General features: G+C 59.1%; 13 protein-coding genes and 1 other RNA gene. 4 read left to right on the top strand and 10 right to left on the bottom strand.

The features are described 5' to 3' along the window. Nucleotides 1–12: 12 nt before the first annotated feature. From BS627_RS02395 to BS627_RS02360, 8 genes are all read right to left on the bottom strand, one after another. Nucleotides 13–762 (bottom strand): SDR family oxidoreductase, encoded by a 750-nt coding sequence (locus BS627_RS02395; RefSeq protein ID WP_077981775.1) that lies wholly within the window; start codon nucleotides 760–762, stop codon nucleotides 13–15. A gap of 91 nt (nucleotides 763–853) precedes the next feature. Then, complete coding sequence (locus BS627_RS02390; protein WP_077981714.1) at nucleotides 854–2,398, bottom strand: Do family serine endopeptidase; 1,545 nt, start codon at nucleotides 2,396–2,398, stop codon at nucleotides 854–856. A 212-nt stretch (nucleotides 2,399–2,610) separates the two neighbouring features. Further along, complete coding sequence (locus BS627_RS02385) at nucleotides 2,611–3,498, bottom strand: DMT family transporter (protein WP_077981713.1); 888 nt, start codon at nucleotides 3,496–3,498, stop codon at nucleotides 2,611–2,613. A 132-nt stretch (nucleotides 3,499–3,630) separates the two neighbouring features. Beyond that, a complete protein-coding gene (gene hflC / locus BS627_RS02380; RefSeq protein WP_077981712.1) occupies nucleotides 3,631–4,554 on the bottom strand; it encodes a protease modulator HflC in 924 nt (307 codons plus the stop codon). 1 nt (nucleotide 4,555) lies between these two features. Next, nucleotides 4,556–5,674, bottom strand: a complete 1,119-nt coding sequence (hflK, locus tag BS627_RS02375) for an FtsH protease activity modulator HflK (RefSeq protein ID WP_077981711.1) — start codon at nucleotides 5,672–5,674, stop codon at nucleotides 4,556–4,558. Between the two features lie 143 nt (nucleotides 5,675–5,817). Beyond that, complete coding sequence (locus tag BS627_RS02370) at nucleotides 5,818–6,345, bottom strand: dihydrofolate reductase (protein WP_077981710.1); 528 nt, start codon at nucleotides 6,343–6,345, stop codon at nucleotides 5,818–5,820. Continuing rightward, complete coding sequence (locus BS627_RS02365) at nucleotides 6,342–7,136, bottom strand: thymidylate synthase (protein ID WP_077981709.1); 795 nt, start codon at nucleotides 7,134–7,136, stop codon at nucleotides 6,342–6,344. The genes BS627_RS02370 and BS627_RS02365 overlap by 4 nt, the downstream gene beginning before the upstream one ends. Nucleotides 7,137–7,235: 99 nt before the next feature. Continuing rightward, entirely contained in the window at nucleotides 7,236–7,544 is a 309-nt protein-coding gene (locus BS627_RS02360) for a DUF2853 family protein (RefSeq protein ID WP_003522365.1), read from the bottom strand. A gap of 143 nt (nucleotides 7,545–7,687) precedes the next feature. On the opposite strand from BS627_RS02360, the gene ssrA reads away from it, so the two are divergent. The 4 genes from ssrA to BS627_RS02340 all read left to right on the top strand — a co-directional run bounded on the left by ssrA (nucleotide 7,688) and on the right by BS627_RS02340 (nucleotide 9,375). Next, nucleotides 7,688–8,062, top strand: a transfer-messenger RNA (tmRNA) gene (gene ssrA, locus BS627_RS02355). Between the two features lie 229 nt (nucleotides 8,063–8,291). Continuing rightward, nucleotides 8,292–8,804, top strand: coding sequence for an SspB family protein (locus BS627_RS02350; protein ID WP_077981708.1), 513 nt, complete (start codon nucleotides 8,292–8,294; stop codon nucleotides 8,802–8,804). A 44-nt stretch (nucleotides 8,805–8,848) separates the two neighbouring features. Next, nucleotides 8,849–9,052, top strand: a complete 204-nt coding sequence (locus tag BS627_RS02345) for a DUF4169 family protein (RefSeq protein ID WP_077981707.1) — start codon at nucleotides 8,849–8,851, stop codon at nucleotides 9,050–9,052. Nucleotides 9,053–9,165: 113 nt separating this feature from the next. Continuing rightward, the gene (locus BS627_RS02340) at nucleotides 9,166–9,375 is read left to right on the top strand and encodes a ribbon-helix-helix domain-containing protein (RefSeq protein ID WP_003522362.1); all 210 of its coding nucleotides are present in this window, start codon (nucleotides 9,166–9,168) and stop codon (nucleotides 9,373–9,375) included. Nucleotides 9,376–9,734: 359 nt separating this feature from the next. Here the strand turns inward: BS627_RS02340 and BS627_RS02335 are convergent, their stop codons facing one another. Continuing rightward, nucleotides 9,735–13,448: an AsmA family protein gene (locus tag BS627_RS02335; protein WP_077981706.1), complete on the bottom strand. Its 3,714-nt coding sequence runs from the start codon at nucleotides 13,446–13,448 to the stop codon at nucleotides 9,735–9,737. 91 nt (nucleotides 13,449–13,539) lie between these two features. Beyond that, complete coding sequence (locus BS627_RS02330) at nucleotides 13,540–14,952, bottom strand: FAD-binding oxidoreductase (protein WP_077981705.1); 1,413 nt, start codon at nucleotides 14,950–14,952, stop codon at nucleotides 13,540–13,542. Nucleotides 14,953–14,984: the final 32 nt, after the last annotated feature.

The raw sequence follows: 14,984 nt of genomic DNA, 5'->3' as shown, positions 1-14,984 counted from the left end.
CAGTTCCGAAGGTCACTTCACCGCCGCATTGCCGCCATCGGCAAACAGCGCCGCTCCGGCGACGAAGCTTGCCATCGGGCTTGCGAGGAAAAGAGCGGCCTGCGCGATTTCCTCCGGCTCGGCAATGCGCTTCATCGCATGCAGCCCGGCGGCCCAGTCCTTTTGCGCCTGATCACCGGCCATGGGCGTGTCGACACCGCCGGGCAACAGCGCATTGGCGCGAATGCCGCTCACGGCATAATCGGCGGTAATGCCTTTCACCAGACCCATCAGACCCGCCTTCGCAGCGCCATAGGCGGACATGCCGGGGATGCCGACGCTGGTGCCGACGAAGCTCGAGGTGAAGACGATGGATCCGCCGCCTCGCTGCAACATCGCGGGAATCTGATAGCGCGCCCCCAGAAAGGCAGACGTCAGGTTGACGTTGAGGACATAGGCCCATTCGTCAGGCGAAATCTCCGCCATCGGCTTCGCCGCACCAACGCCGCCCGCATTGTTGACGGCGATATCGACCCCGCCGAACACGCTTGTAGCCGCATCTGTCAGCCGCGCATGGGTTTCCGCAACACCGGCGTCACCGGCAACTGCGTGCACACGGCCACCGGCTCCACTGATCTCGCCAGCAACCTCATCCAGCGCCTTCTCGCCACGCGCATTGATGACGACGGCAGCGCCGTGAGCGGCAAACAGCGTCGCCGTCGCGCGACCGATGCCGGATGACGCGCCGATGATGATGGCAACTTTATTGTCGAGTAGTTTCATATCCTTGGCCTCCGTTGAATGGAGGCCAAGGGATAGGGAGATGACGAGGTTGCAGCCACCCGATTCCTGCCGGAGCGGGTGAAAAAGCGGCTTATTCCAGCGGCAGCGCCACGACACGCAGATTGCCCTGCGCATCCGCCACCATCATATGCGCATTTTTGCGGCCTTCGGATTTCAGCCCGTTGACACGGACCAGCACATCGCCCGGAACTTCCATGAAATCCTGACCGACTTCAACGATCACGTCGCCGGCCTTCATGCCCTTCTGTTCGGCCGGGGAACCGGGATCGACGCTGGCCACCAGCACGCCTTCCACGCTTTCGGCAATGCCCTTTTCGGTACGCAACTCATTGCTCAGCACCACGAGGTTCATGCCGAGCACGCTCTGCGGCGCTTCACGCACTTCCGGCGTCTGGTCCTGTGCCTGATCGTCGCCACCGTCATTGTCTTCGGGCACAACCATGCCACCATCGCCGTCTTCACTTTGCTGCTCGTCGGTCGAGGCCTTTTCGTCGGCCGTATCCTGCAATTGACCAAGCTTGACCTTCACGGTCTCTTCCTTGCCGTCGCGATAGACAACAACATCGACTTCCTTGCCAACCGGGCTTTCTGCCACGATGCGGAGGAGATCACGCATCTCATTGATGTCCTTGCCGTCGAATTTCAGGACGACATCGCCAGCCTGGATTGGGCCGTTCTCCACCGGTCCGCCCTTGGCTAGGCCTGAAATAAGCGCACCCTTGGCGCTATCCATGCCAAGGCTCGCGGCCACATCATCAGTGACCGGCTGAACGCGAACGCCGAGCCAGCCGCGGCGGGTCTCGCCGAATTCGATGAGCTGCTGCACGATATTCTGCGCAAGCTCCGTCGGCACGGCAAAACCGATACCGATCGAACCACCACTCGGTGAAATGATCGCCGTATTGATGCCGATGACCTCGCCCTTCATGTTGAAAAGCGGACCGCCGGAATTGCCCTTGTTGATCGCCGCATCCGTCTGGATGAAATTGTCATAGGGGCCGGCATTGATGTTGCGGCCGCGTGCGGAAATGACGCCCACCGTCAATGAGCCGCCAAGCCCGAAGGGGTTGCCGACGGCCATCACCCAGTCGCCGATGCGCATGCTGCGCGAATCACCGAACTTGACGGCTTTCAAAGGCGCTTTCGGCTCCACTTTCAACACGGAAAGGTCGGTCTTGGTGTCTGTGCCAACAAGCGTCGCCTTGAGTTTCGAACCATTCGGGAAAATCACCTCGATGGCGTCGGCACCCTCGATGACGTGGTTGTTGGTGACAACGTAGCCCGCCGGATCGATGACGAAACCCGAACCCAGCGAACTCACCTTTTCACCGCCCTCGGGCTTCTGGCTGTCGAAATAGTCCTTGAAGAATTCCTGGAAGGGCGAGCCCTCCGGCAGACGCGGCGGAACCGGGCCTTTGCCCGTGGTCTTGACGTTCTGCGATGTGGAAATATTCACCACCGCATCGAGCAGCGGCTCGGCGAGATCGGCCACCGATTCCGGCCCGTGGCTCTGCGCTCTTGCCGCAACCGGCGCCGAAAGGCTGCCCGCCACAAGCGCGATGCCCGCAACGGCGGCGATGCTGCTGCGAAAAGGCGAAAGAAGGGTCACGGCCATAAGCGTCCTCGCGTTTCAAATAGTCTTGCCCTGCATATATCGTCAAAGCATAAGGCGGAATGATGAAGTGTAAAAATACCTTTTCGTGAACAGGCAATTGATTCCGGAACCTCTTCGCGCGCCTCAAAGCCGTACAGAAAAGCGTGAGCGAGGCAAACACCTATTGTCAATTGTGATCATTTCCAGGAGAGAACACTGAAAATATGGGAACACTATCGCTCGGACGACGCCTTCCGGCTCGCCATCACCCCAACAACACCACTTGCGAGAACAAGAACGTAACCCAGCCACAACACCAGTGTCGGCTGCGCGGAGAAGAATAGGTAGCCGAATAATAAACTCCAGAACAGTTGGGTATATTGAACCGGCGCGATGAAAGAGGACTGCGCCATTCGAATCGAAAGCGTCAGGCATAGTCTTCCCACTGCAAGCAAAGCACCTGCCCCAACATAGAACAGCCACTCAATCGGTGTCGGTGCAATAAAGCGTTCGGGTAAAAGGGCTCCGGTGATGAGAACCAGGGTGACGACAGGCAGCATGGTATCTGCCAGCGGCGTTGACTGGGCCCTCCACCGCCTCACCATAACTGTCGATGCGGATTGCGCCAAAGCGGCAGCAAAGGCCATGATAACGGCCAGGCTGTCCATCACGCCACTCGGCTGAAGAACGATCAGGACACCTGCAAGACCCAGAAAAGCAGAAAACCATTGAAGGCTGATGGGACGCTCTCTCAAAAACACCAAAGCCAGCAATATCGTGATGATAGGGCTCGTAAAGCGGATCGAATAAACGTCCGCAATCGACATACGCGAAATCGCATATAGTGTCAGCCATATCATGCCAGCGGACATGACACCCCGCGTGGACACCACTGCCCATCCCTTTGCCGAGTGAATCTTAAAGCCTCCCAACGGCTTGGAAAGCAACAAGCTGAAAATGACGGCAAAAACACCGGAGAAAAAAAGCACTTGAGGAAGAGAGTGTGAACTGCTGAGAGTTTTGGAAACAGCGTCCATCAATGAAAAGGCTGCGAAGCCAAGTACGGCGAAAACAAGGGCGACTGAGTAACTGTCTATATCATGCTGAAGCGCGCGCAGCATCTTCCGTTCTTCCAGATTGTGAAAACCGAAGATTAGTGTCGTTGACCCACAATTTTATGAATTTCAGAGTGCACACGCTCAAAAAGAAAGGGCCGGTAAAAACCGGCCCCTCCAAAATCAGTTGATCCGTTATCAGTTCGCCGGCGCTGGCGCAGGCGCGGCGGGAGCGGCAGGTGCCGCACCGTCGATATTGTTGAAATAACGGAAGAAGGTCGAATCCGGGGACAGGACCAGCGTCGTGCCGGTGCCGTTCAACGCATTGGCGTAGGCAGACATGGAGCGATAGAACTCGAAGAAGCTGGGATCGCGCTGGAAAGCCTCGCCGAACACCTTGTTGCGTTCGGCATCGCCTTCACCGCGCAGCACTTCGGACTGACGGCGGGCGTCCGACTCGAATTCGACGACCTGACGGTCGGCGATGGCACGGCGGCGCTGTGCTTCTTCGTTACCGCGGGCACGGATCAGTTCGGCTTCAGCCAAACGTTCCGATTTCATGCGCTCGAAGGTCTGCTGCGAGACTTCCTGCGTGAGGTCCGTGCGACGGATGCGGACATCGACGATGCTGATGCCGAGCGATTCCGCATCGGGACGCAGATCGTCACGCACTTCCTGCATCATCGACGCACGCGCATCCGAAAGCGCCGATTCGAAGCCGCGCAGACCGTAGACCCGGCGCAGCGACGCATCGAGACGGGTGCGCAGGCGCGATTCCGCCGACATCTGGTCACCCGAGACCGTCTGCCGGAAGCGGCGTGCATCCGTGATGCGATAGACCACAAAGGCATCGACCTCGTAGAATTTGCCGCCGGAAACCTGAACACGGATATTGTCGTGATCGAAGCGCAGCGCCCGGTTCTCGACATATTGCACCCGGTCGGCATCCATGAAGGCGAAGGGCAGCTTGAAATACAGGCCAGGTGATGTTTTCACGTCCTGGATTTGACCGAAGCGGACGACAATGGCCTGCTGGCGCTCGTTGACCACGAAGATCGACGAATAACCGAGGAAAAGCAGGACGGCGAGACCGACAAGAACGGCCGTAAGACGGTTACCCATATCAGTTGCCTCCCTGCTGTGCTGCGCCCGGATTGTTGCGCATGATCTCGTTCAGAGGCAGATAAGGCACCACGCCCTGTTTCTCGTCGATGATGATCTTGTTGGAGCCCTTCAGAACCTGCTCCATCGTTTCCAGGAACATACGCTGACGGGTCACGTCAGGCGCCGTGCGATACTGGTCGTAGATGGAAATGAAGCGCTGCGCCTCACCCTGTGCCTCGTTGACGACGCGCGATTTGTAAGCGTTCGCCTCTTCGAGGATCTGCGCGGCCTGACCGCGGGCGGCACCAAGCTTCTGGTTGGCGTATTGGTTGGCTTCCTGAACGAAACGGTCTTCGTCCTGTTCGGCACGCTGCACTTCGTCGAAGGCATCGGCCACTTCGCGCGGCGGCGCCGCATCTTCAATGGCCACGGCATTGATGGAGATGCCGGCACCATAACCGTCCATGGTGGACTGGATGATGCTGCGCACGTCAGAAGCGATTGCCTGGCGGTTGTCGCGGAAAATGTCCTGTGCCGGACGACGACCGACGACTTCACGCATGGCGCTCTCGGAAACCTGCTGCAGCGTTTCGGCCGGGCTGTCGACGTTGAAGAGATAGGATTTCGGATCTGAAACCGTATAGAGCACTGAGAACTGCACGTTGACGATGTTCTGGTCGCCCGTCAGCATCACGCCGCTCGACGAAGACGACGAGGCGCGCGAGCCGATATTCTGCTGCTGTTCCGTGACCTTGACGATTTCCACCGTCTCGATCGGCCACAGATGGAAATGCAGGCCGGGCATCGAGATTTCGTCCTTGGGACGTCCGAAACGCAGTTCCACACCGCGCTCATCCGGCTGGACGGTATAGATGGACTGGATGCCGAGAAAAACCAGCACGACGAGAACCACAATGGCGATTGCGCCGCCGTTGAAGCCGCCGGGCAACACATTCTTGAAACGGTCTTGGCTGCGCCGGATGATCTCTTCGAGATCGGGCGGGCCGCCATTGCCACCGCCGCCGCCGCGAGGCCGGTTAGGCCCCTGCCCCCAAGGGCCGCCGCCGCCGCCCTGGTTGTTTCCTCCACCGCCGCCGCCCCAAGGGCCACCGCCGCCATTCTGATTGCTCCAGGGCATCAATACCTCTTTATAAAAGCCTCTCCCGGTTCCGTTCGAAAGCGATTGCTCGCGTGCGGCGGGAATATGGACCCGTTATAGGAAGGAGAAGCGTCCGTTTCAACGCAGAGGTGGTAACTAAATACCCGATCCGGGTAAATAGTTCACTTTGCCGCGGCTCTTCGCACATAAGTGATAAACAGAACCGGATAATTGTCCTTTTCCCCCGCAGGAGCGGGGATTTCCTCGGTTTTCTCAAAAACGGCGGGATCGATTTCCGGAAAAAAAGTGTCGCCATCGAGTTTTACCGCCACATGGGTGACGGAAAGTTGATCGGCAAAGGGCATGGCCTGACGGTAAATCTCACCGCCGCCGGCGACAAAAACCTCGTCCACGCCCAGTTCCGAAGCCTTCGTCTTTGCAAGCCTGATGGCCTCATCCAGCGACGAGACGACATCGACACCTTGTGGTCGGTAATCGGCATTGCGGCTGACGATGATATGCGGGCGACCCGGCAATGGACGCTCGCCGACGGATAAAAACGTCTTGCGCCCCATGATGAGCGGCTTGCCCATCGTCGTCGCCTTGAAGCGCTTGAGGTCGGTGGAGAGTTTCCACGGCATGTCGAGGTCGCGGCCAATGACGCCGTTTTCGGATACCGCGACGATGATGGTGACGCGCGGCTCGCTCATACCGCGATCGGCGCCTTTATGCTTGAATCGGCCTCGTAGTTTTCCAGCGTAAAGTCTTCGAACTTAAAGGCGAAAAGGTCCTTCACATCCGGATTGAGTCGCATCGTCGGCAGCGCCTTGGGCGTACGCGTCATCTGCAGCCTCGCCTGTTCGAAATGATTGGCATAGATATGCGCATCGCCGAGCGTATGGACGAAATCGCCCGGCTTCAGGCCGGTGACCTGCGCCACCATCAGCGTCAGCAGCGCATAGGACGCGATGTTGAACGGCACGCCGAGAAAAATGTCGGCCGAACGCTGATAAAGCTGGCAGGACAGCTTTCCATCGGAAACATAGAACTGGAACAGGCAATGGCAGGGCGGCAGCGCCATGTCGTCCACCAACGCCGGGTTCCAGGCCGAAACGATGTGACGGCGGGAGTTCGGATTGGTTTTCAGAGCCTCGATCAGAAGCGCGATCTGGTCGATATGGCGCCCGTCAGGCGCCGGCCAGGAGCGCCACTGCGCGCCATAGACCGGACCGAGATCGCCGTTTTCGTCAGCCCATTCATCCCAGATGGAAACGCCGTTTTCCTTGAGATAGGCGATATTGGTGTCGCCCTTCAGGAACCACAGCAGTTCATGAATGATGGAGCGCAGATGCAGTTTCTTGGTGGTGAGAACCGGAAAACCTTGCGCAAGATCAAAACGCATCTGGTAACCGAACACCGAGCGCGTGCCCGTGCCGGTGCGGTCTCCACGGTCGGAGCCCGTTTCCATGACGTGCCGGAGAAGATCGAGATATTGTTTCATGCGTTCTGCCGCCGATTCCCTGATATCGAGGGAATATAATAGCACAGGGCGGCAGAACCAATCATCGGGGAAACGCTTATCCCCGCCTTTCACGAAAAATCAGAGGGATTGCAGTTTCCCGAGTTCCTTGGCGACCAGATAATAAAAGGTCACGCGCGACTTGGAGCGGTCCGCAGCCATGGCCTTGGCGACAGCATCGATTGCCTGATCGGCCGTACCGTCGGTCACGCCGAGCTTCTTGCCGCACCAGCTCGCCTTCACCCGTGCAAGCTCTTCCGGATCGGAAGCGGACACCAGCGAGGAATCCCGATTGCGCAGGGCAATGCCGAGATGCTTGACGATCTTGCCGACCACGGCTTCGTCGGCTGCTGCGTCGTATTTCTTCACATCTGCGAGATAGTCAGTCATGTCCACTCCTTCGTGTGTCCCCGGCGCCACGTTGCTTCTGCTGACCGGTTGCATGGAGAATGGGACAGCAATCTCTCGTCGTCAAGAATTGTCTAAAGTGCGGGCGGCAATCACGAAACCTTTTCATGGAATTGTCATCACCCCCCCTTTTCTCAGGCGGTCGAAACGCCTATATGAGCCTTGCCGGGGCAACCCGGCTATGGCGATAAACGGTCGGTGTAATAAACCTATTGGACCCGGGGGCGGTACCCGGCGCCTCCACCAAAAACCGGCGGACTTTCATGAAATGAAGGCCGGCTTTTGATGGGGGCGAAATAGGATCGACAAGGGCGTAAAGATCGAACTTTTGCTCGGCATGATACCGCCGTTATCGGGTCACAAGTGTAGTTGCAAACGACAACAACGCTAAGGAATATGCTCTCGCTGCCTAATGGCGGTGCGGGAATTCCGCTCTAAAGTCCTTACGGTTAGCCCCGTAAGGCGGGGTTCGGAGGTACCTGGCAACAGAAACCTCCACCTTCTCCATTTTGCCTGAATTGGTTATATGATAGCTGACTTGCGAACGGCGTCGGCTTTTCCGTTGCTGCCGTTCGGGACATTGCGTATACTTGGGCAACGCGTAAGCGTCAGGATCGGAAATGGTCCCGACTCAATGATTACGCGAAGATTCAAAGTGTTACAGCGTCCTTGGCGCGCAGGCCGCGCCGCACATGAAAAGACGTTCGAATAAGGGAAAGACAGGACCGCATGGGGCAGGATCATATCCGTTACGACATTCTCGCACAGGATGCCCTTCGCGGCGTTATTCGTAAGGTTTTGGGTGAAGTGGCCGCAACCGGCCGTCTGCCCGGCGACCACCACTTCTTCATCACCTTTCTGACCGGTGCGCCGGGGGTGCGGATTTCCCAGCACCTCAAGGCGAAATATGCCGAGCAGATGACTATCGTTATCCAGCATCAGTTCTGGGACCTGAAAGTCACCGAAACCGGCTTCGAAATCGGCCTGTCCTTCTCGGATACGCCGGAAAAACTGGTCGTTCCCTATAACGCCATTCGCGGTTTCTACGATCCTTCCGTCAATTTCGAGCTCGAATTCGACGTGCCTCTGGCCGAAGAGGCGGAAATCGAAGACGCGGAGATCACCGCTTATCCCGTTTCCCATGAAGCAAAGCCCGCTGCCGCTTCCGAGACGCCCAAATCCGGCGAGGAAAAGAAGGAAGGCTCGGTCGTTTCGCTGGATGCCTTCCGCAAAAAGCAATAACGGCTTTTACGCCGAGCTTACGAAACCCGAGGAGACATATCCCCATGGCGGCCGATATCGTCAATCTGCGACAGTTTCGGAAACAGAAAGCCCGTAGCGAAAAAGAAAAGCAGGCGGAACAGAACCGCCTGTCCTTCGGCCGCACCAAGACCGAAAAAAATCTCACCTCGGCCCTGAACGAAAAGGCCGAAAGGGCGCTCGATCAGGGGCGGCTCGAAAAAAACGATGACGGGACCGGCAAAGACTGACAGGTCGGCCGACCGTCGCGGATTTCGGGACTATCGGACAAGAATCGAAAAACAGGGACTTGCCGGGGAGACATGATTGAGACCTCCAACCGGTTTCACCGGAGACCGATCTGATGATCCGCAAGCACTCCGCGACGTTGCACGGTCACCGCACCAGCATTTCACTCGAGGACGCCTTCTGGGACGAGCTGAAAACCATTGCGGAAAGACGCAAGATCAGTTTCGCGGCGCTGCTCGCCGAAATAGACGACAACCGCTCCGCCGACAGCAATTTGTCCTCGTCACTGCGGGTTTATGTGCTGAACTGGCTGAAAACCCGCTGAGGTTTTCCGGCGTGAGTAAAGACACGCAATCGATCACGACCTGTGGATGCCTCTATCCGGATTTGTCCCCCGGGACTACAAAAATTACTGCCAAAAACTCGTAACGCCGTGAAAGCATTCATTAAACATTGGCGGCCTAGTGTGCGCTGCAAGGCATTTCCCGTATTGCGTAGCCTTGCATTCAAATACCGTTTTTCCAGACCTTTCTCATCCACCACGAAGCCTTCCCGGGTTCCCGCCGTAAGGGAGCGAGTTTGTCGTGAAATTCTCGACTCATGCTCGAGGATGATGCAACGTTCCGGGATCGGTTTCCCCACTTTCTCAATGTGAAGGCAGATAGCCTTCCCCTGCCCACAAGCTTACGGCGTGGCGGGAGCGTTTTCAGGCGCCAGTTGCCAGATCGCGTTTTCCGTCGGAGGCACCACCAGAACCGGCGCGGATTGCCGCTCGGGCGTCGGCTGTGGCTCCTGTTCCTGCTGCTGCTGTTGCAACCGCTCCTGCTGCTCCTTTTCCTGACGCAGACGTTCTTCGGCCGCAGCCTTCAAACGTGCCTCTTCTTCGGCCTTGGCCCTGGCCTCCGCCTCGGCCCGTTCTTTCTCGGCCTGCCGCTCGGCCGCCTGAGAGCGATAAAGCGCCACTTCGCGGCGCAGGCGCTGCTTTTCGAGAACGCTGGCCTGCATGGCCTCCACCCGGCGGCGCTCCTTTTCGAAAGCCCGGAGAGAAAGATAATTGCTGAGCGCCGCAACATCGGTCGTCAAAGCAGGGGCTGCAAGCGGACCGTTATAATTCAAGCGCACCGAAGGCTCGGCCCCCGCAACCGTTTCTGTGCCGGGATTGAACAGGAGATCGAGGTCGCCGTTCACCGTCGAAGCCGCAAGATCGACGGTCGCATCGGCCGTCAGCGTTACCGGATCGATCCCCGCACGCAAATTCTTGAAATGAAGCGCGCCGCCATTCAGCGAGAACGGCAAGGCCACATCGCCAAGCCCGATTTCACCCTGCCACAGGTTTTGGTCCACCAGCGGCCGCACCTTGGGCGCGTCGATCGGCTGCTGCAAACTATCGGCCGCCTGCAGGATCGGCGGCAAGGCTCCGGGATTAAGCCCCTTCACCACGAGCCCGCTGGCCCTGATTTCACCCGAGCCACCCGCCGATCTCAGCATTTCACCGACGCTTTTGCCGGTCGATTCGGCTGTGAGATCAATAGCAACCCGGCCTGTCGCAACAGGACCGTTGGCATTGGCCCACAGGATCGGCTCCGGATTGGCGTCGGTCACCGCGATCTTCGTGCGGAAAATGCCCCCACCCTCACCCGTCGACATCGCGAGCCGCCCGGTCAGCTTGCCGCCCATGAAGGTGCCGGCAACATCGTCGAGCGAGAGGCTGCCCGCATCATGCGTGACCTTGGCCGAAACACCCGTGATCGTGCCGAAAGGGCCGGCCTCGAAGCTTTCCGCTTTCAAGGCAAGCGAAGCCTTGAGCTGCGGGAAAGCGGCCATGGCCAGCGGTTTGGCGTTGAGCGCCCCGGTTTCCGGATCGATCACCGGCCCATAGATCGCGTCACCCAGCCAGGCGAGATCGGCCGTTCTGACCGCAAGATCGCCGGTGACGGGATAGGGCGCGGCGCGCTGGAAAGAGAGGTTGCCCGAGAACGGATTTCCGCCGGCCTGCCCGCCTATAGAGGAAAGCACGATCTTTTGCCCATCCACCGCCACTTTGGCATTTGCCTTCAACGCCAAGCCGCCACCAAGCTGCGGCAGACCGACGGCGTTCATGATGAGATAGGGCTCGATGTCAGCGCTTTCGAGCGCCACGTCGGCGCTGCCCTCACCGAAATTGGCGGACGAAACGGCAAATGAACCGTTCATCGAAAAATGCGTGCGCTCCGTCGAGAAGCGCAGTTCCGTCTGGGCGGGCGAGCCGAGCGTACCGTTGAGCTTGATGGATAGAAGGCCCTCGCCATCCGCATCGAAGGGCAGCGGATCGAGCCCCGCCTGGCCGAACAGGATAGCCGTCGACTGGTTCTTCAGAACCGCTTCCAGCGACATGGCGGTATCATCGGTGATCGACAGGAAATCCGGCATCTTGGCCACAGCCGACAGCCGGCTGCCATTGACGGTGCCGGAAACGGCGACATTGGCGCCGCCTTTTTCGCTATTGACCGAAACATCCATTGAGAGATCGGAATTGGCGTACCAAGCCGCGCTCGCCGCCAGACGGCTGAGGAATGGATGGTTCGGCAATTTCTGCCGCAGCATGGTGAAGAACGGCTGCATATCCGCCGCATGCAGGTTCACCGTGCCCTTGCCCGCATATTTCAGCAGCGAGCCCTGCAGCTCGCCCTCTGCCCTGACCTCCGCACCGGCGATGTCTCCGGCCGTCATGTTTTCCAGCGAGAGAACGCCCCCCGCCATGGTGAAGGCGGTCTCGACATGATTGGCGGTCACACCAGCCATGTTGAACCGGTCAGCCTTGAATTTCGCGGTAATGCGGTGGTCGAGAACGGAACTGCCGACCTGATCGCCAAGCGCCAGACTGCCGAGCGCCTTCAGCGCATCGAGATCGATTTCGTTGCCGGCAAGATCAATGGAAAGATTGGAGGTCTTGCCGTCGGAGCGCCGCTCCAGCGCGCCCCTCAGCGACGCATCGCCGACTGCAAGCTCCAGATTGTCGAAACGCTGGTTGAGCGTGGTCAGCGAGACATCGGCGGAAAAGCCGGCGGCATTGAGCTGGCGGATCGCCGGATCGACGGAACCGGAAAGCCAGTTCGCCAGACCCGAAGGCTGGTTGGAGGCAAGCAGCAGATTGCCGTTGAAAGCGGGGCCGCCGAGAAGCGTCAACGATCCCTTGGCCTCGAGCTGCGTCCGGCCCGGCAGGGTTGCCACGGCATTCACAACCTGCCAGCCGCTGCCGTCCGGGCGCACATCCAGCCTGATGTCGCGAATGGTTGTGTCATCGGAAACCAGCGCCGGAAGGCTGATGCTGGCCTTGCCCGGCACCGGCGGCACCGGAATGCGGGCCACCATGGCCGCAAAGGCCTCAATGCGCTGTCGCACCGAGACGGTGGGCTGGCGTGAGGTCTTGCCCGTCTGCAAGACCGGCGGCGCGAAACGGGCGACATCGATCTGCTGGCCATCGGCCGTCAGCAGGAATTCCGGCTTGGCGCCGGTATCGAGCATCGCCTCACCGGTCACCACATAGGGATTCTCGCTGCCGCCGAGTTCCATACGGTAGCTCGGTATGCGCACGCTTTCATTGGTCAGTTCGAAATTGCCGCGGGTGCGCGGCGAGGAAAACAGCGATTGTCCGGCCTGCTGCTTCTGCTTTTCGTCCTCGCGGAAACTGAAGGAGAAAGAGCCGCTATAGGCTGGTTTTCCCGCCGTTGCGGCAATCGCGCCGTCGAGATCGACCTCGACCGGATGTTCGTCTGGCGACAGCCTTACCCTGAGCCCCATTCGGCCGGCGGCATAATCCGGCTCGCTGCTGGAGAGCGAGAAAGAACCCGGATGCCCGTCGACGGCGGCGCGTCCCTCCGCCTTCCACGGCCCGGCCAGCGAATTGGCGGACATATCGGCGTTGAGGCCGGTCACGACACGGTTGCGGCCGGATTGCTCGTCGATGAATTCTATCTGCCCGCCTTCGATCTGTACGCTTTCCAGAACCACGGTGCGGGCGGGAATTTCCGCCCGGCTGCCACGCATCCAGTCCAGCGTGCCGTCTTTCAACAGCCTTATCTTGGCCTTGGGTTCCTCGATCCGCATATCGAAGATACGCGCCTCGCCGGAAAGGAAAGGCGCAAGCTCCGCATCCATGGAAAAACGGGCCACCTGAATGAGCGGCGATCCATCCGCATCCGTTCCGGCGCGCACATCATGCAATGTTACCGAAGGGAAAGGCAGGATACGGGCTTCGACGCGCCCATGGACCACCACCTTCTTGCCGAGAATACGGCTTGCCTGGTCCTCGAAATCGCGGCGGAAATCCGTCCAGTCGACGAAATAGGGAATAAGCAGCGCCGAAAAAAGCACCACGGCCAGCAGTCCGCCCAGAAAAACCAGAATACGTCCGAGCACTGACCTGCATCTCCCTTCGCGAACGCTGCAAACCTATCCTTTTTTGCCTTAACGGCAAGCAGCCATTTGTACCAATCAAATATGAGAATGATCAGACTAGACGGAACAACTTGCCCGGATTGAAGATATTATCGGGATCGAGCGACGTTTTGATGGCACGCATCAGATTCAGTGCATTTCCCGCTTCTTCGGCCAGAAAACTCATCTTGCCCTGGCCGATGCCGTGTTCTCCGGTGCAGGTGCCGTCCATGGCGATGGCGCGGCGGTTGAGGCGGGCGACAAAGGCCTCGGTTTTCGCCACGCTTTCCGCGTCCTTGCCATCAAAGAGGATGAGGACGTGGAAGTTCCCGTCGCCCGCATGGCCGACGATCGGTGCGAGAAAACCGTTTTCCTTGATATCCTGCTGCGTTTCTACCACGCAATCGGCGAGCCGCGAAATCGGCACGCAGACATCGGTGGACAGCCCATCGAGCTGCGGCGCAAGCGCGCGGGAAGCCCAGTATGCATCGTGCCGCGCCTTCCAGAGCTTGTTGCGCTCGGCCGCATCGCTGGTCCAGCGGAAATCGACGCCACCGCATTCCGCCGCGATCTCTGCAAATTGCTGCGATTGCAGGGCCGCCGTCTCTTCGGTGCCGTGGAACTCCACGAACAGCGTCGGTTTTTCCGCGTAGTTCAGGCCGGAATAGGCATTGCAGGCCCGCACCTGCACTTCATCAAGCAATTCGATGCGCGCAACCGGAACACCCATCTGGATCGTCATGATAACGGCGTCACAGGCCGCCTGAATACTGTCGAAGGTGCAGACGCCACCCGCGATCTTTTCCGGGATGCCCTGCAACCGCAGCGTAACCGAGGTCAGAACCCCAAGCGTGCCCTCGGCGCCGACGAAAAGCCGCGTCAGATCGTAACCGGCCGACGACTTGCGGGCGCGCCGTGCCGTGCGGATTTCCTCGCCATTGGCAACAACGGCGGTAACGGCCAGCACATTGTCCTTCATCGTGCCGTAACGCACCGCATTGGTGCCCGACGCCCGCGTCGAGGCCATGCCGCCGATAGAGGCATTGGCACCCGGATCGATCGGAAAGAACAGGCCGGTATCACGCAGATAGACATTCAGGTCCTCGCGCGTCACGCCCGGTTCCACCGTCACGTCAAGATCTTCGGCGTTTACCTCAATGATGCGATTCATCCGGCTGAAATCGATGCATATTCCGCCATCAGGCGCATTGACCTGCCCTTCCAGCGACGACCCCGTACCGAAAGGAATGACCGGCACCTTATAGAGCGCGCAGGCTTTCACCACGGCCTTCACGTCATCGGCGTTCTCGGCAAAAACGACACCATCAGGCGCCTGCAAGGTCAGATAGGTGGTGGTATGGCCATGCTGCTCGCGAAACGCCTGCCCGGTCTGGAGCTTGTCACCCAGTTGCTGTTTCAGTACCGCCAGTGCCAGGGCAATGCCCTCGTCGTTGCGTTTTCCCGCCACCACATCTTTCAGCGCCATCGTCCATCTCCACCGCAAGATACCGCCGTAAC

This window comes from Agrobacterium salinitolerans (assembly GCF_002008225.1).
GTDB classification, from domain to species: Bacteria; Pseudomonadota; Alphaproteobacteria; order Rhizobiales; family Rhizobiaceae; genus Agrobacterium; species Agrobacterium salinitolerans.
The sequence above is the reverse complement of the archived record's forward strand: the minus strand, read 5'-3'. Positions and strand labels throughout refer to the sequence as shown.

Excerpts from the sequence above, each read along its gene's own strand:
- BS627_RS02395 (WP_077981775.1), bottom strand. The coding sequence starts at position 762 with ATGAAACTACTCGACAATAAAGTTGCCATCATCATCGGCGCGTCATCC.
- BS627_RS02390 (WP_077981714.1), bottom strand. The coding sequence starts at position 2,398 with ATGGCCGTGACCCTTCTTTCGCCTTTTCGCAGCAGCATCGCCGCCGTT.
- BS627_RS02385 (WP_077981713.1), bottom strand. The coding sequence starts at position 3,498 with ATGCTGCGCGCGCTTCAGCATGATATAGACAGTTACTCAGTCGCCCTT.
- hflC (WP_077981712.1), bottom strand. The coding sequence starts at position 4,554 with ATGGGTAACCGTCTTACGGCCGTTCTTGTCGGTCTCGCCGTCCTGCTT.
- hflK (WP_077981711.1), bottom strand. The coding sequence starts at position 5,674 with ATGCCCTGGAGCAATCAGAATGGCGGCGGTGGCCCTTGGGGCGGCGGC.
- BS627_RS02370 (WP_077981710.1), bottom strand. The coding sequence starts at position 6,345 with ATGAGCGAGCCGCGCGTCACCATCATCGTCGCGGTATCCGAAAACGGC.
- BS627_RS02365 (WP_077981709.1), bottom strand. The coding sequence starts at position 7,136 with ATGAAACAATATCTCGATCTTCTCCGGCACGTCATGGAAACGGGCTCC.
- BS627_RS02360 (WP_003522365.1), bottom strand. The coding sequence starts at position 7,544 with ATGACTGACTATCTCGCAGATGTGAAGAAATACGACGCAGCAGCCGAC.
- BS627_RS02350 (WP_077981708.1), top strand. The coding sequence starts at position 8,292 with ATGGGGCAGGATCATATCCGTTACGACATTCTCGCACAGGATGCCCTT.
- BS627_RS02345 (WP_077981707.1), top strand. The coding sequence starts at position 8,849 with ATGGCGGCCGATATCGTCAATCTGCGACAGTTTCGGAAACAGAAAGCC.
- BS627_RS02340 (WP_003522362.1), top strand. The coding sequence starts at position 9,166 with ATGATCCGCAAGCACTCCGCGACGTTGCACGGTCACCGCACCAGCATT.
- BS627_RS02330 (WP_077981705.1), bottom strand. The coding sequence starts at position 14,952 with ATGGCGCTGAAAGATGTGGTGGCGGGAAAACGCAACGACGAGGGCATT.